Here is a 22,890-nt window from a genome sequence, read left to right as displayed (position 1 = left end):
GATGTTTAAAAAAGTTCTCGTGGCAAACCGTGGAGAAATCGCGGTTAGAATTATACGTGCGCTCCGCGAGATGGATATTACTTCAGTGGCTATCTTCAGTGAAGCAGATCGGAATGCCTTGCATACTGAATTAGCGGACGAAGCCATCTGTATTGGTCCAGCAAAATCATTGGATTCTTATGCAAATCCAGTCGCTGTCATCAGTGCTGCTTTAGCAACAGGTGTGGATGCGATTCACCCCGGTTACGGTTTTTTATCAGAACGTAGTGACTTTGTGACTTTATGTGAAGATGTAGGGATTGAATTCATCGGACCGAATAGTCATATTATTGATGTCATGGGACATAAACAACATGCCAGAGATACAATGCGTAAGTCTGGTATTCCAATTACTCCCGGTAGTACTGGTTTAATTTATTCAATAGAAGAAGCCCGTGATATCGCACTTGATATTGGCTACCCATTGATGATTAAAGCTGCAGATGGTGGTGGAGGTAAAGGGATGCGCCGTGTTGAAGATGCTTCACAATTAGATTTGTTATTTAATCAAGCGCAAAATGAGACGGAAGCAATATATGGGAATAAAGATTTATATATTGAGCGTATCATTGCGCCTGCAAAACATATTGAAGTTCAATTATTAGGCGATAAATACGGAAATGTTATCCATCTAGGAGAAAGAGATTGCTCATTCCAACGTAACAATCAAAAAGTTCTAGAAATCTCACCTGCGGTCAGTCTGCCTTTAGAGGTCAGAAAAAACATATGTGAAACAGCTGTAAAAGCAGCGGAAGCCATAGGCTATCAGAACGCTGGAACCATTGAGTTTTTAGTTGATAAAGACAATAACTTCTTCTTTATGGAGATGAATACTCGTTTACAAGTTGAGCATCCCGTAACCGAAATGGTAACAGGTGTAGATATTGTAAAAGAACAAATCCGTGTAGCCATGGGTGAACCATTAACGTATAAGCAAGCTGATATTCAAGTAGAAGGCTTTGCGGTTGAAGTACGTTTGAACGCAGAGAATCCAAGAGATAATTTTAGACCTTCCGCTGGTCACATTGATCAATTAATGTTTCCTTCAGGCGGTCTAGGTTTACGAGTTGAATCGGCTCTATATCCTAATTACACATTACCACCATTCTATGATTCAATGGTTGCGAAAGTAATTACGCATTCAAATACTTTAGAAGACGCTTTGAAGATAATGGAGCGTGCTTTATATGAAGTGACTGTTGAAGGTGTTGAGACAAATATCGACTTACTTGAAGCACTTGTAAGTGATGAATATATCGATTGGGACAGAGTGCATACGAAGTGGTTAGAAACCCACTATATGCCAAAATGGTTAGAAATAGAAGAAAATACTGAAGAATAAGAGGTGATGTTTTGGCTTTATTTAGGCGAAAGAAAACAATAAGAATTAATCCAATTAGTCCCGCTGAAGTAGCCACACAAAGATCATCTATTCCAGATAATATTGCAGAAAAATGTCCACATTGTAATCGAATTATATTACAAAATCAAATTACAGAAGATTACTGTTGCCCACATTGCAGTGAACATCTACATTTTCCAGCTTATGAACGTATCCAATGGTTAGTAGATGAAGGGTCATTTAAGGAATGGGATAGCGATCTAAACGCGAAGAACCCACTAGATTTTCCAGGCTATAGTGCCAAGTTAGAAAAAGCGCAAGAAAATACTCAATTGAAAGAAGCAGTCGTCACAGGCGAAGCAAGGATTGATGGTAGAGAACTAGCAATTGGTGTGATGGATAAACGATTCGTCATGGCGAGTATGGGAACAATTGTTGGGGAGAAAATTACACGACTGTTCGAACATGCGACTGAGAATAAACTTCCAGTAGTTCTGTACATTGCTTCGGGTGGAGCTAGAATGCAAGAAGGTATCTTATCCTTAATGCAGATGGCGAAAATCTCGCAAGTGGTTTCTAAGCATCAAGATGCAGGCTTATTCTATTGTAGTGTGTTGACAAATCCGACAACGGGTGGAGTCACAGCGAGTTTTGCGATGCAAGGAGACGTAACTCTTGCTGAACCGCGAGCGATCGTAGGTTTTGCTGGGAAGCGTGTGATTGAACAAACAATCAAAAGTAAATTGACGAAAGACTTTCAACAAGCTGAATGGGTATTTGATAATGGTTTTATCGATTCAATTGTACCAAGATCAAACCAGAAACAAATCATCAGCCAATTAGTCCAAGCTCATTCATATGAAGGTGGTGTGTAATTATGAGCCAAGCATATGAAAAAGTCTTAAAAGCAAGAGATTTAAAAAGAATCTCAACGATTGATATCATTGAGAATTTAACCGATTGGTTTATTGAATTACATGGGGACCGTCATATGGAAGACGATAAATCCATTATTGGCGGTATCGGTATGTATGACGGGCAACCTATAACGATTATCGGTATTCAAAAAGGCCGTACAACCCGTGAGAACATTGAACGAAACTTTGGGTCCGTCGGACCGGGTGGTTACCGAAAAGCTATTCGCCTTGTCGAACAAGCGAATAAATTTAATCGTCCGGTATTAACCTTAATTAATACAGCTGGAGCACATGCCTCACCAGAATCAGAAGAGACAGGTATTGGGGAAGCAATTGCCCAATCACTATTAACTTTTGCGAAAGTTGGAGTACCTACCTTATCGATAATTCTAGGAGAAGGCGGAAGTGGAGGAGCGTTAGCTTTAGCATTAACAGATGAAGTGTGGATGCTTGAGAATAGTGTTTACTCCATTCTATCTCCAGAAGGCTTTGCATCTATATTATGGAAGGACGCGAAACTGGCTTCTAAAGCAGCGGACGTCATGAAACTTACGGCATCTGATTTACACGAATTAAAAGTCGTAGAAAAAATCATTCCAGAGATAAATCATGGAGTTCCTTTAAATAGAGATGTCATCTTAAAACGCACTATAAATGATATTAAAGCGAAGTTTAAAGAATTAAGTCAACTAGATGTTGATACACGATTAGCCAATCGTAATAAACGATTTAGATCTTTTTAAGCGATATAATAAATAAGTGTTAGTGAAATAGTTCACTGACACTTATTTTTTGTGGCAAAATATTTTGTTTAAGTGAAAAAATACTAAATGAATAAAATTAACTTATTACTTCTAGAAATAATAATTACTTTAGTATATTAAAAATAAACAGTTAACAATGTAGATGCAGCAAGTATTTATATGAAATTTTATGCAATAGATGACTCAAAACATTAAATAGAAACAATTTATAAAAAGAACTATAAAAAAACATTATAACAAACAAATTGGAATCATCTCATTTGATTATAATAAATGTTACAGGCGAATTTTGTACTACAACAGAATTTCCTTATTGAAACACATTTTCACTGAAAATATAACAACAAATAAAATTTTAAATTTCAATCGCCAGATTGAGAAAAGTTTCACAATTAGCTTAAAATCAAGTTTTGTAACCGATTTATAATATTTTTAATACTTGCAATTATTTAGTAAGCGTGATAAATTAGAAGCAACTGAATAGTACAGTTTATTGTGCTTTGTATTATTCTAAATTATTTTAAGAGAGGAATGTGTAATAGCATGGCAAATAAAAAAGCTCCTGCAAAAATGGAAGATCTGCTAAGAGCAGATAACTTTGATTTTAGCACAGTTCAAATATTAGATAATGATGGAAAGGTAGTTAATGAGGAATTAATGCCTGAACTTTCAGACGAAGAATTAGTAACATTTATGGAAGATATGGTTTTCTACCGCGAGTGGTATAACCGTACTCAAGCATTAAGTCGTCAAGGACGTTTAGGATTCGTAGCTCCAACAACTGGACAAGAAGCTTCTCAATTAGGAACAATTGCGGCAACAACTGAAGATGACATTATCTTCCCAGGATACCGTGATCTACCTCAATTAATGCAACATGGATTACCAAGTTACAAAGCATACTTATGGTCTAAAGGACATGTTGAAGGAAGTACTTACCCTGAAGATTTCCGCGCTTACCCACCACAAATTATTATTGGTGCACAGTATGTTCAAACTGCTGGTGCAGCTTTAGGAATCAAGAAAAATGGTCGTAAAGCCGTAGCAATGACTTGGACAGGTGACGGTGGTTCATCTCAAGGTGATGTGTATGAAGGAATGAACTTTGCCGGAGCTTACAAAGCACCAGCAATCTTCGTAATTCAAAACAACGGTTGGGCTATCTCAACTCCACGTGAATTCCAAACTGCAGCACCAACATTAGCTCAAAAAGCTGTAGCTGTAGGTATTCCAGGTATTCAAGTTGATGGTATGGATATTTTAGCGGTTTATGCTGTAACGAAAGCTGCGCGTGAATATGCGATTGCAGGAAACGGACCAGTATTAATCGAAACATTATGTTACCGTTTCGGACCTCACTCACTATCAGGTGATGATCCAAAACGTTACCAACCAGAAGGTGCTCAAGACGAATGGCGTCAACGTGACCCATTAAACCGTTACCGTAAATTCTTAACTGAAAAAGGATTATGGACAGAAGAAAAAGAAAACGAAGTAGTTGAAAACACTAAAGAAGCTGCTAAAGAAGCAATTAAACAAGCAGAATCTACTCCTAAACAAAAAGTTTCGGACTTCTTGAAAAATATGTTTGAAACTCCTGACTATGTAACACAAGAACAAATTGAATACTACGAAGCAAAGGAGAATAAATAATCATGGCTCAAATGACATTGATTCAAGCGATCACAAACGCATTAGAAATTGAACTAGGCAACGATGACCGTACTTTAGTCTTCGGTGAAGACGTAGGAGCTAACGGTGGGGTATTCCGTGCCACAGAAGGTTTACAAGAAAAATTCGGAGAGGACCGTGTGTTTAATACACCATTAGCAGAGTCTGGTATTGGTGGTTTAGCTGTTGGTTTAACATTCGAAAATTTCCGTCCAATTATGGAAATCCAATTCTTTGGTTTCGTATTCGAAGTTATGGACTCAATTGTAGGACAAGCAGCGCGTACTCGTTACCGTACAGGTGGATCACGCACTATGCCAATTACAATCCGTTCACCATTTGGTGGGGGAGTTGCGACACCAGAAATGCACGCGGACTCATTAGAAGGTCTAATTGCACAATCTCCTGGTATTAAAGTAGTTATCCCATCTAACCCATATGATGCAAAAGGATTATTAATCTCTGCAATTCGTGATAATGACCCTGTTGTTTACTTAGAACATATGAAACTTTACCGTTCATTCCGTGAGGAAGTTCCAGAAGAAGAATATACAGTTCCTTTAGGAAAAGCAAACGTTGTTAAAGAAGGTACTGACGTATCTATCATTACTTATGGTGCAATGGTTCGTGAAGCTATCTCAGCAGCGGAAGCACTTGAAAAAGACGGCGTTTCAGCTGAAATCGTTGACTTACGTACTGTTCATCCATTAGATATCGAAACAATTGTTGCTTCAGCTGAAAAGACTGGACGTGTTGTCGTTGTTCAAGAAGCACAACGTCAAGCAGGTGTTGGTGAGAAAGTAATTTCTGAAATTTCACAACGCGCAATTCTTTCATTAAAAGCTCCAATTGGATTTGTAGCAGCTCCTAATACTGTCTTCTCATTCGGTATGGCAGAAAAAGACTGGTTACCAAATGCTGATGATATCGTAGCAAAAGTAAAAGAAGCTACTGATTTCTAATTATAAATACTTAGGGTAGTTCTGCTACCCTTTGGTTATTTGTTAAACATATCTGAAAACGAGAAAGGATGTAAACACCCAATGGCATTTAAATTTAAATTACCTGAATTAGGCGAAGGTATCGTTGAAGGTGAAGTTGTATCTTGGTTAGTTGCTGAAGGCGACCAAGTTCAAGAAGACGATATTTTAGTAGAAATTCAAAATGATAAAGCAGTAGAAGAATTACCTTCTCCAGTAAGTGGAACAGTTTCAAAAATCGTTGCACAAGAAGGTGAAGTAACAACAGTTGGTCAAGTACTAATCGAAATTGACGCACCTGGTTACGAAGATGAAGCTGAAGAAGAAGCGGCTCCAGCAGCTGCACCGGCAGCTCCAGCTCAAGAAGCACCAGCAGCTCAACCAGCAGCAGGTGGATCTAACTTCATGTTCCGTTTACCTGAATTAGGTGAAGGGATTGTTGAAGGTGAAGTTGTATCTTGGCTAGTAGCTGAAGGTGATACAGTTGAAGAAGATCAAATTCTTGTAGAAATTCAAAACGATAAAGCAGTAGAAGAACTACCATCACCATATGCTGGTAAAGTAGTTAAAATCCATGCATCAGAAGGAACTGTTGCAGTCGTTGATGATATCTTAGTTGAAATTGATGCACCAGACTACGAAGGTTCAGGTGAAGATACTCAATCAACACCAGCATCACCAACAGCTGAAGCAGGCGAAGATCCAGCACAACAAACTGCGGATTCTAACGCTCAACCAGCAGCATCTACAGGTACTGCAGGCGTAAACAGCGCAACAGGACGCGTTCTAGCAATGCCTTCTGTACGTAAATTAGCACGTGACAAAGGAATTGATATCACATCAGTAACACCATCTGGTAAAGGTGGACGTGTTACAGCTGATGACGTGAATAACTTTGATCCAAATCAAACAACTGCTCAAGCTCCAGCAGCGGCAGCAGCACAAACTGAAACAGCTTCTGAAGTGAAAGCAGCTCCAGCTAAAGCAGCAGAACCAGCTTCTGTACCAGTTTCAGAACGTCAAACTCGCGAACCAATGTCAGGTATGCGTAAAGCAATCGCTCGTGCAATGGTTAACTCTAAACATACAGCACCTCATGTTACATTACATGATGAAATTGAAGTTTCTAAATTATGGGATCACCGTAAGAAATTCAAAAATGTTGCTGCAGAACGCGATACTAAATTAACATTCTTACCATATGTTGTTAAAGCTTTAGTAGCAGCTGTTAAGAAATACCCAGTATTAAACGCATCGATTGATGACTCAACTAACGAAATAGTTTTCAAAAACTACTTCAATATTGGAATCGCAACAGATACAGATCGCGGATTATACGTACCAAACATTAAAGATGCTAACGCATTAAGCATGTTTGATATTGCAGACGCAATCACTGATTTATCAGGTAAAGCTCACGAAGGTAAATTATCTGCTACTGAAATGGGAGACGGAACTGTTACAATCTCTAATATCGGTTCTGCAGGTGGTAAATGGTTCACACCAGTTATCAATTACCCAGAAGTAGCTATCTTAGGATTCGGTTCAATTGTACAACAACCTGTTGTTAATGACGAAGGTGAATTAGCAGTTGGACGTGTTGTTAAATTGTCATTAAGTTTTGACCACCGTATCGTTGACGGTGCTACAGCACAACACGCTATGAATGAAATCAAACGTTACTTAGCAGATCCAGAATTATTGTTAATGGAAGGATAAGGTGAATAAATAAATGGTAGTTGGAGATTTCGCAGTTGAATTAGATACAGTAGTTATCGGTTCAGGCCCTGGTGGATATGTTGCAGCGATTCGTGCAGCACAACTAGGCCAAAAAGTTACCATCATTGAACGTGAACATATTGGTGGGGTTTGTTTAAACGTAGGATGTATTCCTTCTAAAGCACTTATTAGTGCTGGACATGCATATCACAATGCACAAAACAGTGAAGTGTTTGGTGTAACAACTAACGAAGTTAAATTAGACTTCAAACGCACACAAGAATGGAAAGACAATGGAGTTGTTTCAAAATTAACTGGTGGCGTTGAAATGTTACTGAAAAAGAATAAAGTTGAAATCATTAAGGGAGAAGCTTTCTTACAAGATGATCATCATTTACGTGTTATTCATGAAGATGGCGCAGAAAGTTATTCATATAAAAATGCAATCATCGCCACAGGTTCTCGACCAATTGAAATCCCAGGATTCAAATTCGGTGGACGTGTTATCGATTCAACTGGTGCTTTAAACTTAACAGAAGTACCTAAAAAATTAGTTGTTATTGGTGGTGGAGTGATTGGTTCAGAATTAGGTATGGCTTATGCTAACTTAGGTTCTGAAGTAACTATCCTTGAAGGTTCACCTCAATTATTACCATCGTTTGAAAAAGACATGGTAAGAGTTGTTGAGAAAGAAATGAAAAACCGTAATATAACTGTTCATACAGGCGCAATGGCTAAAGAAGCAGTTGATAACGGAGATTCAGTTACTGTTAAATTTGAAGTTAACGGTAAAGAAGAAGAAGTAAATGCTGATTACGTATTAGTATCAGTAGGACGTCGTCCAAACACTGACGAAATGGGCTTAGATTTAGCAGGCGTTAAGATGACTGATCGTGGTTTAATCGAAGTTGATAACCAAGGTCGTACTAACTTACCTAACATCTATGCAATTGGTGATATCGTTGCTGGTGCGGCATTAGCACATAAAGCTTCATACGAAGGTAAAGTTGCAGCAGCTGCAATCAGCGGTGAAGCTGACACTGTAGACTACGTTGCAATGCCAGCAGTAGCATTTACAGATCCAGAATTAGCTTCTGTAGGTCATACTGCAAAAACAGCTAAAGATGCTGGATTATCAGTTAAAGCATCTAAATTCCCATTCGGTGGTAACGGTCGTGCAATTTCATTAGACCAAACTGAAGGATTCGTTCGTTTAGTTACAACAACAGAAGATAATATTCTTGTTGGTGCTCAAGTAGTAGGACCAAACGCTTCTGAAGTACTAACTGAATTAATTGTCGCTGTAGAAGGTGGCTTAAATGCTGAAGATTTAGCGTTGACTATTCACTCTCACCCATCATTAGGTGAAGTTGTAATGGATACTGCTGAATTAGCATTAGGACAACCAATCCACATTTAATTTAATTTTTGAGAGAGTAAGTAAAAAACTTACTCTCTCTTTTTTTGTATATTTTTATGAACTATAACAACATGTGAGTGTGTATAAAGTACAAAAGAACACTAAAAGAACTTGAAATTTTCATTTTTTATATAATAAATTTTTTTTGCTAACCCTGAATTAATCAATGTGATAGCGCAACCATTTTTTAAAATATAAAAATAATACTACAAAAAAATTAAAATAAATAATTTTAATATTTTTTTAATATAATTTAGTTAAAAAAACAAGTCGACTATAATGTAAATTATATACTAGGTCAATATATCACTACACAAATAACCTCTGGGATTACTGTTTAATTAGTGTTTGTATAAAATTAAAATACATGATACAATAAAAAATGTTGAATAAATATTTAACAACTTATTGTATTACGTGATACAAACTATAAAAAGTTTGTGCACAATATTTTTAAAGAAAGAGGGGTCGCTTTTGAGTGAGACAAAATTAGTTAATATATTCGGTATTAATGTCGGGTTTAATACATTGATTGCAATGATTGCTACTTTGATTATTGTATTTATTCTATCTGTATTTTTCACACGTAAGCTGAGGGTTGAAAATCCTGGAAAGACACAAACTGTCTTTGAGTATTTAATATCATTTATTAATGGGATTGTTGAGGAATCATTTGGTAATCAAAGTCAACCTGTCTATGTCATGTTAGCTTTGACGTTATTTCTATTCGTTTTCGTATCAAATGTGCTTGGTTTACCATTTTTAGTGGAAGCACATGAGATTTCGTATTGGAAAAGTCCGACAGCTGATCCAATCGTCTGTATTGCATTAGCTCTTACAATGAATTTCATTTCGCATATTCTAGGGATCAAGAAATTTGGTTTTGGTGGATATTTCAAAAAGAATTACGCTACACCAAATGTAGCCGTACTTCCAATTAAAGCCGCAGATGAAATTATTTCAATTGCTACTTTGTCATTAAGGTTATTTGGGAATATCTTTGCAGGTGAGATACTACTCGCATTAATCGCTCAATTAGGTAACAGTTTCGGTTTAGTTACTTGGTTAGCTGGGATACCATTACAAATGGTATGGCAAGGATTTTCATTATTCATTGGGGCATTACAAGCATATATCTTTGTAACGTTATCAATGGTTTATTTATCACATAAAGTTGTTACTGAACATTAAAATTTTAAAATATAAAGGAGACATATAATTATGAACGGAATTGGTGCTGCTATAGCGATTGCATTCGCTGCTTTAGGGTCTGCAATCGGGAACGGTATGGTTATTTCAAAAGCAATTGAGTCAATGGCTCGTCAACCAGAGATGGAAAGTAAAATTAGAGGGACAATGTTTATCGGTGTGGGTATGATTGAGGCTATCCCAATTATGGCTGCCGTTATTGCATTCATGTTATTATTCTTGTAAGAATTAACTACGAAAAATGGAGGGAATTAAATGCTTGAATCAATACTTCAAACAGGAGTAGGTCATTTTTTAATGACAATTGTATCCTTCGCTATTCTCCTATTTATCGTTTCTAAATTTGCTTGGGATCCCATATCAAAGATTTTACAAGAACGTGAAGAAATGATTGATAGTAATATTAACGATGCTAAATCAGCCAAAGAAGATGCTGAAGCAACTAAAGATGAAGCAAGGGAAATGTTAACTAACGCAAGAACTGAAGCCAATAAATTAGTACAAGATACAAAATGGCAAGTTTCAAAGATGAAAGCTGATCAAATCGATCGAGCGAAAGAAGAGATAGAAGAAATGCGTACACAAGCAGAATTATCTATCCAACGCGAACGTAGACAAATGCTTGAATCGATGGAAGATCAAATTGGTAAACTATCTATTGAAATTGCTGAACAAGTATTAAGACGTGAAGTGAATTCAGAAGATCACCAACAATTAATATCAGAATTAGTATTAGAAATGGATGCGAGTATAAATGAAAGTAGATAATGTAAATAATTCTCTCAATGAAGAACAATTATTACAACAACTTGCTTCATCTTCTATCAATAAAAAACGAATCATAGAAGCAAATGAGCAAGATGATTATCGTTCGAATGAAAAAGCGAGAATAACCAGTGCGCAACAATTAACTGATGATGAAAGAAAAACAGTCATTGATGCGGTGAGTCATGTCATTCCTTTCGACAATGATAAAGTCGATTTCCGTGTGGATCCATCGATGATTGCAGGAATCAGAGTACAAAGTACAACTTACTTTTACGATAACAGTTTAAAACGTAAATTAAATGATTTAAATGGTTATCTACACAAACAAATAAATATAAAATAGAGGTGAAATAATTGGAAACTGAAAAATTAACTACGCGTTTACGTCAACAAATTCAACAATTTGATGCATCGCATCGCCTCGAAGAGATTGGAATCATTTCTTTCATTGGGGATGGTATTGCCAGAGTAAATGGATTAGATAATGCCATGAACGGCGAGATGATTGAATTCGCTAACGGTACTATTGGTATGGTCCAAAACTTAGAAAAAGATGATATCGGTGTTATTATCCTTGGAGAATATGTTGATATTGATGAAGGTGATTTAGTTCGTCGGACGAATCGAGTGATGCAGGTTCCAGTAGGAGAAGCCCTATTAGGAAGAGTTGTCAATCCACTTGGAGAACCCTTAGATGGGAATGGACAAATTATCACTAAGAAAAACCGTCCGATTGGAGCAGAAGCACCAGCAATTATGGATAGAGAAAGTGTTGCTGAGCCAATGCAAACTGGGATTAAATCCATTGATACATTAGTTCCAGTTGGACGAGGACAACGTGAATTAATTATCGGAGACAGAAAGACTGGTAAGACAACTTTAGCGGTAGATACAATTATTAATCAAAAAGATGAAGATGTTATTTGTATTTATGTAGCGATTGGTCAAAAAGAATCTACTGTCAAAAACTTAGTGACAACATTGGAACACCACGGAGCAATGGATCATACGATTGTTGTTTCTGCAAGTGCTTCATCAATGTCAAGTTTATTATATTTAGCTCCATATGCTGCTACAGCTATGGGTGAAGAATTTATGTATAACGGCCGTCACGTATTAATTATTTATGATGATTTATCAAAACAAGCAGCAGCTTATCGTGAGATGAGTTTATTACTTAAACGACCACCAGGACGTGAAGCATATCCCGGTGATGTATTCTACTTACACTCAAGCTTATTAGAACGTTCAGCTAAATTGAATAAAGAAATGGGTGGCGGTTCAATGACTGCTTTACCGATTGTAGAAACACTTGCTGGAGATATATCCGCATATATTCCGACAAACGTTATTTCGATTACTGATGGACAGATTTTCTTAGATCAAAATCTATTCTTCTCTGGTGTAAGACCTGCGATTGATGCTGGATTATCAGTATCTCGTGTAGGGGGATCAGCACAATTGAAAGCAATGAAGAAAGTAGCAGGGACACTTCGCTTAAACTTAGCAAGTTACCGAGAACTCGAGGCATTCTCTCAATTCGGAGCAGACTTAGATGAGTCCACTCAAAGAAGATTAGATCAAGGTAAATTAACGGTTGAAGTATTAAAACAACCGGCACATTCACCAATACCCGTAGCGAATCAAGTTATTATGTTATTCGCATTAACTCACGGATATTTAGAAAATATCCCTGTTGATCAAGTGAAATATTATGAAGAGCAATTATACGATTATATCGAGACAACTCATTCAGATGTCTTGAAAGAAATTGTAGATACGGGTGATTTGCCGGATCAAGAAAGCTTAGACAATTTATTAAGTAACTTTGGAGAAATGTTCCGAACAATGCAAACAGTAGATTAATCGAGGTGATATATATTGGCATTAGAAGAAATTAGAAGACAAATTGATTCAATCAATAAGACATCTCAAATTACTAAAGCGATGAGTTTAGTTTCTACGACAAAGTACAACCGAATTGTTAACATATCAAGTAATTATGAAATATATGCAACAAAAATTAGACAAACGGTTGCGAACTTAATGCGCCAAGTGGGTGATATAAGTAATGCTGGTTATGTAACGAATAGTGACTTAACTAGTATCGTCGATTTTCATGATTTACTAATTAATCGACCCGTTAAGAAATCAGGTTACTTAGTGATTACATCAGATAAAGGATTGGCTGGGGGTTACAATTCAACGATATTGAAAGAATTTAAAGCATTATTGGACGAAAGAAATCAAGGTGCAGAAGATATCGTTGTGATGGCTGTCGGTGAACCTATTATGAAATTATGTCGAAAAGAAAATTTTCATGTTGCACACGAGTTGCATCATTTACCTGACTTTCCGACATTTACACAAGTTCAAAGTTTAATCCAAAAATGTGTTGAGTTATTTAAAAACGAGACTTTCGATGAATTATATCTAGTTTATAATCACTCAATTAACGCATTACAGAATGAATTTCGTTGTGAGCAATTATTACCTTTGTCAGATCTTCCAACTGAAGAAAAAGCAGATGTTGACTACGCTATTGAACCTGATGTTCCAGATGTGTTAGATATACTGCTTTCTCAATATGCAGAAAGTATGATTTATGGAACAATCTTAGATGCAAAAACAGCAGAGCAAGCAAGTCGTATGCAAGCAATGACTCAAGCAACGGATAATGCAAGTGATTTAATTAAGAATTTACAATATGTCTATAATCAACAAAGACAAAAACGCGTAACGAATGAAATCATCGAGATTACGAGTGGTGCGAATGCACAAAATTAAAGGAAAGAAGGCAAGATAACATGAGAATTGGAAAAGTAGAACAAGTTATCGGCCCAGTCGTCGATGTTCGATTTCCTAAAGACGATGGTGTCCCTCATATTCAGAATGCTTTAGTGATTATTCCAAATGTCACTGAAGAAACTGTAACCGAAGAGGATTTAAATCGTGATGATGTAACAGTCGTCGAAGTATCATTGGACTTAGGTGAAGGAACTGTTAGAACAATTGCTATGAATGCGACTGAAGGATTAAGTCGTGATATGGTAGTGGTTGATACAGGTTCAACTATCCAAGTTCCTGTTGGAAAAGAAGTTTTAGGACGAGTATTTAATGTGCTTGGTCAGACAATCGATCGCCGTGGTCCATTAGAAACTGGCTATGAGCTGAAAAGTATTTATAATGATGCTCCGAAGTATGAAGATTTAGAAAGTAACTTTGAAGTGTTAGAAACTGGGATTAAAGTTATCGATTTACTTGCACCTTATTTACGAGGTGGGAAAGTCGGACTCTTTGGTGGTGCTGGGGTCGGTAAGACAGTACTTATTCAAGAATTAATCCACAATATCGCACAAGAACGGGACGGGATCTCCGTCTTTGCTGGTGTTGGAGAACGTTCTCGTGAAGGGAATGACTTAATTCAAGAGATGGCTGAGAGTGGTGTTGATAAGAATACTGCCTTAGTGTTTGGTCAAATGAATGAGCCACCTGGAGCCAGAATGAGAACTGTATTAACTGGTTTAACGATGGCAGAATATTTCAGAGATACAATGAAACAAGATGTACTACTATTCGTTGATAATATTTATCGTTTCACTCAAGCGGGTTCTGAGGTATCTGCACTATTAGGACGTATGCCGTCTGCTGTAGGTTACCAACCGACATTAGCAAGTGAAATGGGTGCAATGCAAGAACGTATTGCTTCTACAGTTGATGGTGCGATTACATCGATTCAAGCTGTATATGTGCCAGCGGATGACTATACTGACCCGGCGCCAGCAACTACGTTCGCCCATCTGGATTCAACAACAAACTTAGACCGTAAGTTAACGTCACAAGGTATTTATCCAGCGGTGAACCCATTAGAATCAACATCGATTGCTTTATCTGAAGATATCGTTGGGAATAGACATTATCATATCGCCACACAAGTTCAACAAACATTGCAAAGATATAATGAATTGCAAGATATTATCGCAATTCTTGGTATTGAAGAATTAAGTGATGAAGAGAAAGTGACAGTGACACGTGCACGTCGTATTCAATTATTCTTATCACAAAACTTCCATGTGGCTGAACAGTTTACTGGCGTTCCAGGTTCATTTGTAACCGTTGAGGAAACGTTAGATGGCTTTGAAGGTATCTTAGAAGGTAAATATGACTCTCTACCTGAAGAAGCGTTTAGAAACGTGGGTGCGATTAATCAAGTGATTGATAAAGCAGAAGAATTAGGTATTGATGTTTCCCAATATAAATAAATAATCCGATTCAGGAAGTGAGGTAAGTAACATTGGCTAAAAAACACGAACTATTACAAGTTAATATTTATGCTCCTGAAGGATTAATTTATACTCACTACTCACGAGGTGTTGTAGTGAAGACAACAGACGGAGAGATGACGATACTTCCCAATCATATTCCAGTGATCACTTCGTTAACTGTTGGTTCAATTAAAGTGAGCCGACGTGAGGAATCGATGGCGGATAACTATATTGCGATTAATGGTGGTATTCTCGAAATGCATGATAATGTCGTTGAAATTACTGCGACGTATGCGATTCGTTCTAGAGATATTGACGAAGGAAAAGCACTTATTGAGAAGCAACAAGCCGAGGCAGAATTAGAAACCGCCTTATCAAATAATGATACGGTTGCTCACCGTCGTGCTCGAATTGCTTTAAGTCGAGCAATTAATAAGATTAACGTTAGAGCAAAAAATTTTTAAAAATATCCAGAACCTACTTTTTTAAGTAAGGTCTGGATATTTTTTTGTTTATTTTATTAATTTATGAAGGGGTTTATAAATTTGATTAAGTGTTTGATATAAATCAAAATCTTCTGTATCCTTTGAAAGGGTTTGTGACAGATTCTTAATTGTCGCGATGTATTTAGAGGCTAAAGTAGTAATTTTTGCTTTATCAGCGCCTTTAAGCTGCTGTGCTTCTTTCATAATAATGTCCTTTAAAAGTGATAAATTACGGCGTGCATCTGGTCTTTTCTTATCATCAAGTAAAGTCATGCCATCATCAGCTAAACGTCTTAAATCGCGAATGTGTTGCGTTAATTCCGTATCATTTGAGTCTTGGAGTAATGCTTCGCTTGTCATCTCATTAATATCCATTGTATCATGCTCCTTTTCTTCATTGATACATTCATTGTAACAAGATATACTAAAAAGAACGATTATTCTAACTTGAGAAGGAGTAAATTATGCAGAAAAAACAAACATGGATTGATTACTATAATATGGAAGCCCATCCTGAAGGTGGCTTTTTTCATCAAGTATTAAAGTCAGACGAAACATTTGAAAGAGAGAGTCAATCTCCGACGGCACTCTATACAAGTATTTACTTTCTATTAACCGATTCAAATCCGTCTAGATTTCATCGGTTAACGTCTGATGAGATTTGGTACTATCATTACGGAAATCCATTAACAATTCATATGATTACCCCAGAAGGGGAGTATCAACAAGTATCTTTAGGGACGGACATCGAGAAGGGGCAAGTGCTTCAAGCGGTCGTACCCAAAAACACAATCTTCGGATCGACGGTTGAGGAGAAAGACGGTTATTCGCTTGTAGGTTGTATGGTGAGCCCAGGCTTTAAATTTGAAGACTTTGAATTATTTGAACGACAAGTACTACTAGAACAATACCCCGAACATAAAGAAATTATTACTCGCTTAACTAGAGAAGAAAAATAATTAGAAAAAATAAGCCACACTAGATTTAATTTTCTAGTGTGGCCTTTATCATGTGATTATTTTAAATCTTTTAAGCGAGCATTTTTAACGTCAGTGATTGTTTGTGTTCCTGCAAGTTGCATGACACGTTTTAAATCGTTTTCGAAGTATTCGAATACGCTCTTAACGCCTTTCCATCCACCTAAAGCTAAACTGAATAATACTGGACGACCGATAGCAACGATATCCGCACCACTTGCTAGTGCTTTGAAGATGTGCTCTCCACGACGGATTCCACTATCGAATACGATTGGCACACGACCAGCAACTACTTCAGCGATTTCTTCTAAGACTTCGAACGAAGCAGGAGCGCCATCTAATTGACGACCACCATGGTTAGAAACCCAGATTCCATCCACACCAACAGCGATTGCTGCCATAGCGTCTTCAGGTGTTTGTACACCTTTTAAGAATACTGGTAGACCAGAGTATTGTTTAATGAATTGGATATCTTTTAAATCGATTTTTTGTTTAGATTGTCCATAAATATTGTTTAGAGACATGTTTTCCCCTGAACCAGTTAAGTAACGAGAAACAATTGGCATACCGAATGGGTATACGAATTCGTTACGAGTATCGCGGTCACGGTTACCACTTACAGTAGCATCTGCAGTTAGGATGATTGCTGAAGCACCATCTGCTTTAGCTTCGTCTAAGATGTTTTTGTTTAAATCATCATCTTTACTCATGTAAATTTGGAACCAACGTGGGTTACCAGCTAAGCCTTCTTCAATCTCTTCGAATGAAGCACCTGAATAAGCACTGATTGACATAATTGTTCCGCCAAATTCGCTAATCCCTTTAGCTGTTCCAGCTTCTTTAGATTCGTGAGCTAGACCATGAGCAGCGATTGGAGCCATAATGAATGGTACTTTTAAGTCATGGCCAAAGATTTTTGTTTGTGTATCAGGGAATTCAACGTCAGCTGCCATACGAGGTAAGATTCCTTTTTGGTTAAATGCTGAAACGTTACGACGTAATGTAAACTCATCACCAGATCCACCAGCCATGTAATCAAATCCGCCATGAGGAACGATTTCTTTAGCAAAGTCCTCTAATTCAATTGCATTGATAATATTTAAATCTTTTACCTCTTGAGGTGCATTATATTTGTTTTCTTCAGTCATGTTTATATTCTCCTTTTCTTAATTAAAATAATAATTGTAAAATTTGTGCACCAATTGGTGCGATAACAACAACAACAATACCCGTAACTACAATTGCTAAACCAGACATTGCTCCTTGGACTTCTCCAACTTCAATAGCTTTTGACGTTCCCATTGCATGAGCACTTGAACCAAAAGCAATTCCTTGAGCAACCGGGTTAGTAATATTGGCTACTCTGAATAGAGTAGGTCCAATTAAAGCCCCCACAACACCAGTGAATACCACGACGGCAACAGTTAACGGTACTAAGCCGCCAACAGATTCAGATATACCAATTGCAATCGCAGTCGTTACCGGTTTAGGTAAGAATGTCGCTGCTAATGGATAGTCGAATCTGAACAACAAGCTAAATAGAATGATCAATACAGTATGGAATGCCACACCGGATACAATCCCTGTTAAGATTGCTGGGTAATTCTCTTTTAAGTACTTGAAGTTTTTCTCAAGCTTGATTGCTAAGGCAACCGTAGCTGGAGTAACCCAGATACTAATATATCTTCCTCCTTCATTATAAGTTTCATATGACACATTTGTAAGAAGTAACAAAATGATGACACATATGATAGCGAATACTAAAGGATTAAAAAGTGGAAATTTAATCCGCTTATAAAGAATACTTCCAAGTAAATAAAAGCCAATAGAAACCATAAAACCAAAAAATGGTGTTGCAACTAAAGTACTTATCATTTTTTAGCCCCCTTATTCTGACGTTTGTCGATCAGTTTTTGAACAACTGTACCGACACACCACATCATTAATGCAGTCGTAACAAATAAAATTATTAGTAGCTGCCACCAAACGTTCCCGCCCAGTACTTCGAACTGAGTCATTAATCCCACCCCAGCTGGGACAAATAAGAAAGCCATGTTATCAGTTAGCCAAGTTCCAACGTCTTCTACTTTTTCAATCGGTAAAATATTGAAATGCAGAGCTAAGAACAATACGACCATTCCGATAACACTACCAGGAATTGCAACAAACGGCGAAATGACTAGCGACAATAATTCTCCAATATATGAGAATAAGAGTAGCCAAAATAACTGTTTTAACTTATCCATGTATGTCATCCTTTTCAATTATGATATAATCAATATGGAGCAAAATCCATAAGATATGAAAGCGTTTCATAGGAATATAATACCATATTGATATAAAAAGAAATAATACCAATTTATTATTAACTATAAATAAAATTTATGAAGTGAGGAATAATATATGAATATTAGAGATTTAAAATACTTTATTCATTTAGCAGAAAGTTTGAGCTTTACTAAGACTGCCGAAGCATTCTATGTATCGCAACCATCTATCTCTATAGCGTTAAAGAGATTGGAGGAGAATTTTGAAACAACACTCATCCAACGTAATCGTGCTGTTCAAAATGTTCAATTAACTGAATCCGGAGAAATCTTATACAGATCTGCCCATGAGATATTACAAACACTAGAGCGCACGAAGCAAGAAATAATTAATTCGCAAGCAGAGACAGTATCGTTTGGCTTCCTACCAACGATTGGCGGTTTTTACTTACCGAAGATTCTTCCAGATTTAGCTGAATACAGTATGTTACTTAACTTTATCGAAGAAGAGAGTTCTGAAGTGATGTTTGAAATGATTCGAAATAATCAAGTTTCATCAGCAATTATTTCAAGTGAAAAACCTATTTTTGAGGAAAAATGGTTAACTCAAGTTCCTATGGAAGAACATGACTTTGCGATTTATGTAAATAAAAATCATAAATTAGCAGACCGTAAGAGTCTTTCAGTAGAAGAACTTGAAGAGTTAGACTTCATTACGTTAGGTAATGGGTATACGCATAATACAATTATGAATCATTGGATAAGTGATAATGGCCTGAAATTGAAGAAAGTTCGTTATTCGAATGAAATTCAAACAATTAATTCAATGATTGATTCAGGAATTTATGCTGGTTTCATGACAGATATTATTATCAGAAACCAAGACCACTTAATTAAGGTTCCTGTCGAAGATGCACCAAAAGTGTATACAAGCTTAATTATCAATAACGAAACACCGGTAACAGCGATTCAGAAGAAATTTAATGATGAAGTGTTAGCGATTGTAAATAAACTATATACAGAGGACTAAAGTTTATTTTCAGCAATTAAATATAGCAAGGAGATTCTATTTGAAAAACTATCAATATCCAATCGACCCAGATTGGTCAAATGAAGACATCGTTCATGTCATCACTTTTCTTAATGCAGTTGAATCAACGTATGAACAAGGTATTCACTTTGAAAAATTCCAAAAAGCTTATAACCAATTCAAAGAAGTGGTTCCAAGTAAGAGTCAAGAAAAGCAAATGGGGAAAAAATTCGAAGACATAAGTGGGTATTCAATATACAGAGCGGTTCAATTGATGCGAACAAAATTAAAAGAAGAGAATTTAAATAAAAAAGCTCAAATTATGAATTTAACTACGGAACAAAGGAGAAAATAAGTGGACTATCAATTACATCATCGTATCTTAGTTTGGATGGAACAAGCAGCAGAGACATTAAAATATTCTTTAGAGCGTGAGTTACAAGTTGAAGAGAAGAAAAGTCCGAGTGATTTAGTCACTGAGATGGATAAAGCAACGGAGCAATTCTTTATTAACAAAATCCGTGAATATTATCCAACACACCAAATTATTGGTGAAGAAGGACAAGGGGATATTGTTGATGATACGAAAGGCACTGTTTGGGTTATTGATCCCATTGACGGCACTTTAAATTTTGTTAAAGCTAAAAATCATTTTGGAATTATGATTGGTATTTTTGAAGATGGTTTACCAGTTGCTGGTTATATTTATGATGTAATGAATAGTGATTTATACTATGGTATCGTGGGTGTAGACGTTTACTTAAATAATCATCCACTCGAACCACTAAAAATATCTCAATTAAATGAATCTTTAGTGCTCGGAAATGTAGAATCTTTCTCCAACAACGTGTATAATATGAAAGCCTTACTAAATGTTTCACTCGGCGCAAGATCCTATGGATCAGCTGCGATAGAAATCATTGGCTTAATTAGAGGCGAGGCAGCACTGTATTTCTCAGCAGGTTTACGACCATGGGATTTTGCTGCTGGCTATGCTATATGCGAGTCAATGGGATATAAAGTAACAACAATTGATGGAAGTCGACCAGATATATTAACCCGGTCACCAATATTATTTGCACATCCGAATGTGCATCAAGAGGCATTAGAATTGCTAAGTCATAAATAGATAAGGATTGAATAAAATAATGGAATTACGTAATGATATAAGAAACATCGCAATAATCGCTCACGTTGACCACGGTAAAACATCGTTGGTTAATGAACTGTTAATACAATCGGACACTTTAGATGGACATACACAACTTGACGATCGTGCGATGGACAACAATGATATTGAAAGAGAACGTGGAATCACAATCTTAGCTAAAAATACAGCGGTAGATTATAAAGGGACTCGCGTAAATATCATGGATACACCAGGACACGCGGACTTCGGTGGAGAAGTAGAGCGTATTATGAAGATGGTCGACGGTGTTGTATTAGTTGTCGATGCCTATGAAGGAACTATGCCACAAACACGTTTCGTATTAAAACGTGCTTTAGATGAAGGATTAGTTCCAGTTGTTGTTGTAAATAAAATTGATAAACCATCAGCAAGACCTGAAGAAGTCGTGGATGAAGTTTTAGAATTATTCATCGAGCTAGGTGCCGATGATGATCAAATTGAATTCCCAGTTGTATATGCTTCTGCATTAAACGGAACTTCAAGTACATCAAGTGATCCAGCAGATCAAGATGATAATATGGATGCTATCTTTGATGCAGTATTAGAACACGTCCCTGCACCTGCAGATAATCGTGACGAGCCTCTACAATTCCAAGTGTCAATGTTAGATTATAGTGATTACGTTGGACGTATCGGTATTGGTCGAGTGTTCCAAGGAACAATCAAAGTAGGAGATAGCGTGACATTAATGAAGACAGATGGAAGCACTAAAAACTTCCGTGTATCAAAAATGTTCGGTTTCTTCGGCTTAAACAGAGTTGAAATTAACGAAGCCATTGGTGGAGATTTAATCGCTTTATCAGGTATGGATGATATCTTCGTTGGGGAAACAGTATCAAGTAGTACTGATCCAATTGCAATGCCACTATTACATGTGGATGAGCCAACATTACAAATGAAGTTCTTAACGAACAACTCACCATTTGCAGGTAGAGAAGGTAAATATGTCACAGCGCGTAATCTAGAAGATAGATTATCACGTGAACTACAAACCGACGTTTCTTTAAACGTAGAACCTACAGATTCACCTGATGCCTTTACTGTATCAGGACGTGGGGAACTACATTTATCAATCTTAATTGAGAATATGAGACGTGAAGGATACGAATTCCAAGTATCAAGACCAGAAGTTATTATTCGTGAGATTGACGGTGTAGCAAGTGAGCCATTTGAAAGATTACAAATTGATACTCCTGAAGAATATATGGGATCAATTATTGAAGCTTTAGGTACAAGAAAAGCTGAAATGGCTGATATGATTAACCCAGGTAACGGACAAGTTCGTCTGATCTTCTTAGTTCCAGCGCGTGGATTAATTGGATTCGCAACAGAATTTATGTCATTAACACGTGGTTACGGAATTATGAACCATACTTTTGATGAGTATAGACCAGCTGTAGGTGGATCAATTGGTCGTCGTCGTAACGGTGCCTTAGTATCGTTAGACTCAGGTCAAGCGACAACTTACAGTATTATGAACATCGAAGAACGTGGACAAATCTTCATCACTCCAGGAACGGAAGTTTATGGAGGAATGATTATCGGTGAACATAACCGTGAGAATGACTTAACAGTTAACATCACTAAAGCGAAACAACAAACAAACGTACGTTCAGCGAATAAAGACCAAACAAATGTTATTAAACAACCTAAAGTTTTAACATTAGAAGAGTCAATACAATTTATGGACGAAGATGAGTACTGTGAAATAACACCAGAAAGTATTCGTTTACGTAAACAAATCTTAGATAAAAGTGCTCGTGAAAAAGCATCTAAAAAAGATAAAAAATAATATTTCTCAAAACGCTCACTTTCTGTGAGCGTTTTATTTTGTTATTCATTACTAGC

Annotated in this window: 24 protein-coding genes; 20 read left to right on the top strand and 4 right to left on the bottom strand. The window is 36.8% G+C overall.

Annotated features, from left to right (window positions below; genetic code table 11):
• Position 1: 1 nt before the first annotated feature.
• The 15 genes from ACFO5Y_RS06510 (at position 2) to atpC (ending at position 15,558) form a co-directional block, all read left to right on the top strand.
• Positions 2-1,381, top strand: a complete 1,380-nt coding sequence (locus ACFO5Y_RS06510; RefSeq protein WP_197104791.1) for an acetyl-CoA carboxylase biotin carboxylase subunit — start codon at positions 2-4, stop codon at positions 1,379-1,381.
• A gap of 11 nt (positions 1,382-1,392) precedes the next feature.
• A complete protein-coding gene (gene accD, locus ACFO5Y_RS06505; protein WP_197104790.1) occupies positions 1,393-2,256 on the top strand; it encodes an acetyl-CoA carboxylase, carboxyltransferase subunit beta in 864 nt (287 codons plus the stop codon).
• A gap of 2 nt (positions 2,257-2,258) precedes the next feature.
• Positions 2,259-3,041 carry a carboxyltransferase subunit alpha gene (accA, locus tag ACFO5Y_RS06500; protein ID WP_197104789.1) on the top strand — a complete coding sequence of 261 codons (783 nt, stop codon included), beginning with the start codon at positions 2,259-2,261 and terminating at the stop codon, positions 3,039-3,041.
• 564 nt (positions 3,042-3,605) lie between these two features.
• A complete protein-coding gene (gene pdhA, locus ACFO5Y_RS06495) occupies positions 3,606-4,715 on the top strand; it encodes a pyruvate dehydrogenase (acetyl-transferring) E1 component subunit alpha (protein WP_197104788.1) in 1,110 nt (369 codons plus the stop codon).
• Between the two features lie 2 nt (positions 4,716-4,717).
• Entirely contained in the window at positions 4,718-5,695 is a 978-nt protein-coding gene (locus ACFO5Y_RS06490; RefSeq protein ID WP_197104787.1) for an alpha-ketoacid dehydrogenase subunit beta, read from the top strand.
• An 81-nt stretch (positions 5,696-5,776) separates the two neighbouring features.
• A complete protein-coding gene (locus tag ACFO5Y_RS06485) occupies positions 5,777-7,432 on the top strand; it encodes a 2-oxo acid dehydrogenase subunit E2 (RefSeq protein ID WP_197104786.1) in 1,656 nt (551 codons plus the stop codon).
• Between the two features lie 13 nt (positions 7,433-7,445).
• The gene (lpdA, locus tag ACFO5Y_RS06480) at positions 7,446-8,852 is read left to right on the top strand and encodes a dihydrolipoyl dehydrogenase (RefSeq protein WP_209494355.1); all 1,407 of its coding nucleotides are present in this window, start codon (positions 7,446-7,448) and stop codon (positions 8,850-8,852) included.
• Positions 8,853-9,326: 474 nt separating this feature from the next.
• Positions 9,327-10,043 (top strand): F0F1 ATP synthase subunit A, encoded by a 717-nt coding sequence (gene atpB / locus ACFO5Y_RS06475; RefSeq protein ID WP_197104784.1) that lies wholly within the window; start codon positions 9,327-9,329, stop codon positions 10,041-10,043.
• A 30-nt stretch (positions 10,044-10,073) separates the two neighbouring features.
• Positions 10,074-10,286, top strand: a complete 213-nt coding sequence (gene atpE, locus ACFO5Y_RS06470) for an ATP synthase F0 subunit C (protein ID WP_138404050.1) — start codon at positions 10,074-10,076, stop codon at positions 10,284-10,286.
• Between the two features lie 30 nt (positions 10,287-10,316).
• Entirely contained in the window at positions 10,317-10,829 is a 513-nt protein-coding gene (atpF, locus tag ACFO5Y_RS06465) for a F0F1 ATP synthase subunit B (RefSeq protein ID WP_138404049.1), read from the top strand.
• Entirely contained in the window at positions 10,816-11,172 is a 357-nt protein-coding gene (locus ACFO5Y_RS06460) for a F0F1 ATP synthase subunit delta (RefSeq protein WP_197104783.1), read from the top strand. Before atpF ends, ACFO5Y_RS06460 begins: the two co-directional genes overlap by 14 nt.
• Before the next feature lie 11 nt (positions 11,173-11,183).
• Positions 11,184-12,695 carry a F0F1 ATP synthase subunit alpha gene (gene atpA, locus ACFO5Y_RS06455; RefSeq protein ID WP_197104782.1) on the top strand — a complete coding sequence of 504 codons (1,512 nt, stop codon included), beginning with the start codon at positions 11,184-11,186 and terminating at the stop codon, positions 12,693-12,695.
• A 15-nt stretch (positions 12,696-12,710) separates the two neighbouring features.
• On the top strand, positions 12,711-13,616 hold the full coding sequence (atpG, locus tag ACFO5Y_RS06450) for an ATP synthase F1 subunit gamma (protein WP_197104781.1): 906 nt from the start codon (positions 12,711-12,713) through the stop codon (positions 13,614-13,616).
• A gap of 20 nt (positions 13,617-13,636) precedes the next feature.
• Positions 13,637-15,091 carry a F0F1 ATP synthase subunit beta gene (atpD, locus tag ACFO5Y_RS06445; protein ID WP_138404045.1) on the top strand — a complete coding sequence of 485 codons (1,455 nt, stop codon included), beginning with the start codon at positions 13,637-13,639 and terminating at the stop codon, positions 15,089-15,091.
• A 32-nt stretch (positions 15,092-15,123) separates the two neighbouring features.
• Positions 15,124-15,558: an ATP synthase F1 subunit epsilon gene (gene atpC / locus ACFO5Y_RS06440; protein WP_197104780.1), complete on the top strand. Its 435-nt coding sequence runs from the start codon at positions 15,124-15,126 to the stop codon at positions 15,556-15,558.
• 48 nt (positions 15,559-15,606) lie between these two features.
• On the opposite strand, the gene ACFO5Y_RS06435 is transcribed toward atpC, so the two are convergent.
• A complete protein-coding gene (locus tag ACFO5Y_RS06435) occupies positions 15,607-15,954 on the bottom strand; it encodes a hypothetical protein (protein ID WP_138404043.1) in 348 nt (115 codons plus the stop codon).
• Positions 15,955-16,043: 89 nt separating this feature from the next.
• Here ACFO5Y_RS06435 and ACFO5Y_RS06430 point away from each other — a divergent pair, with 89 nt between their 5' ends.
• On the top strand, positions 16,044-16,538 hold the full coding sequence (locus tag ACFO5Y_RS06430) for a cupin domain-containing protein (protein WP_197104779.1): 495 nt from the start codon (positions 16,044-16,046) through the stop codon (positions 16,536-16,538).
• A 56-nt stretch (positions 16,539-16,594) separates the two neighbouring features.
• Here ACFO5Y_RS06430 and ACFO5Y_RS06425 read toward each other — a convergent pair whose 3' ends face one another.
• The 3 genes from ACFO5Y_RS06425 to ACFO5Y_RS06415 are packed head-to-tail and all read right to left on the bottom strand — an operon-like array spanning position 16,595 to position 18,802.
• Complete coding sequence (locus tag ACFO5Y_RS06425; protein WP_197104778.1) at positions 16,595-17,704, bottom strand: alpha-hydroxy-acid oxidizing protein; 1,110 nt, start codon at positions 17,702-17,704, stop codon at positions 16,595-16,597.
• 22 nt (positions 17,705-17,726) lie between these two features.
• On the bottom strand, positions 17,727-18,431 hold the full coding sequence (locus tag ACFO5Y_RS06420; protein WP_197104777.1) for an LrgB family protein: 705 nt from the start codon (positions 18,429-18,431) through the stop codon (positions 17,727-17,729).
• Positions 18,428-18,802 carry a CidA/LrgA family protein gene (locus ACFO5Y_RS06415; RefSeq protein WP_197104776.1) on the bottom strand — a complete coding sequence of 125 codons (375 nt, stop codon included), beginning with the start codon at positions 18,800-18,802 and terminating at the stop codon, positions 18,428-18,430. Before ACFO5Y_RS06415 ends, ACFO5Y_RS06420 begins: the two co-directional genes overlap by 4 nt.
• A 157-nt stretch (positions 18,803-18,959) precedes the next feature.
• Between ACFO5Y_RS06415 and ACFO5Y_RS06410 the strand changes: the two genes are divergently transcribed.
• Genes ACFO5Y_RS06410 through typA form a run of 4 tightly spaced genes read left to right on the top strand, consistent with a single transcriptional unit; the run spans position 18,960 to position 22,834 of the window.
• On the top strand, positions 18,960-19,853 hold the full coding sequence (locus tag ACFO5Y_RS06410; protein ID WP_197104775.1) for a LysR family transcriptional regulator: 894 nt from the start codon (positions 18,960-18,962) through the stop codon (positions 19,851-19,853).
• 40 nt (positions 19,854-19,893) lie between these two features.
• Complete coding sequence (locus ACFO5Y_RS06405; RefSeq protein WP_197104774.1) at positions 19,894-20,208, top strand: UPF0223 family protein; 315 nt, start codon at positions 19,894-19,896, stop codon at positions 20,206-20,208.
• Positions 20,209-20,982, top strand: coding sequence for an inositol monophosphatase family protein (locus ACFO5Y_RS06400; RefSeq protein WP_197104773.1), 774 nt, complete (start codon positions 20,209-20,211; stop codon positions 20,980-20,982).
• A gap of 19 nt (positions 20,983-21,001) precedes the next feature.
• Entirely contained in the window at positions 21,002-22,834 is a 1,833-nt protein-coding gene (typA, locus tag ACFO5Y_RS06395; protein WP_138404035.1) for a translational GTPase TypA, read from the top strand.
• The last annotated feature ends 56 nt before the right edge of the window (positions 22,835-22,890 follow it).

Source organism: Ruoffia tabacinasalis (assembly GCF_042652985.1).
GTDB lineage: Bacteria > Bacillota > Bacilli > Lactobacillales > Aerococcaceae > Ruoffia > Ruoffia tabacinasalis.
The sequence above is the reverse complement of the archived record's forward strand: the minus strand, read 5'-3'. Positions and strand labels throughout refer to the sequence as shown.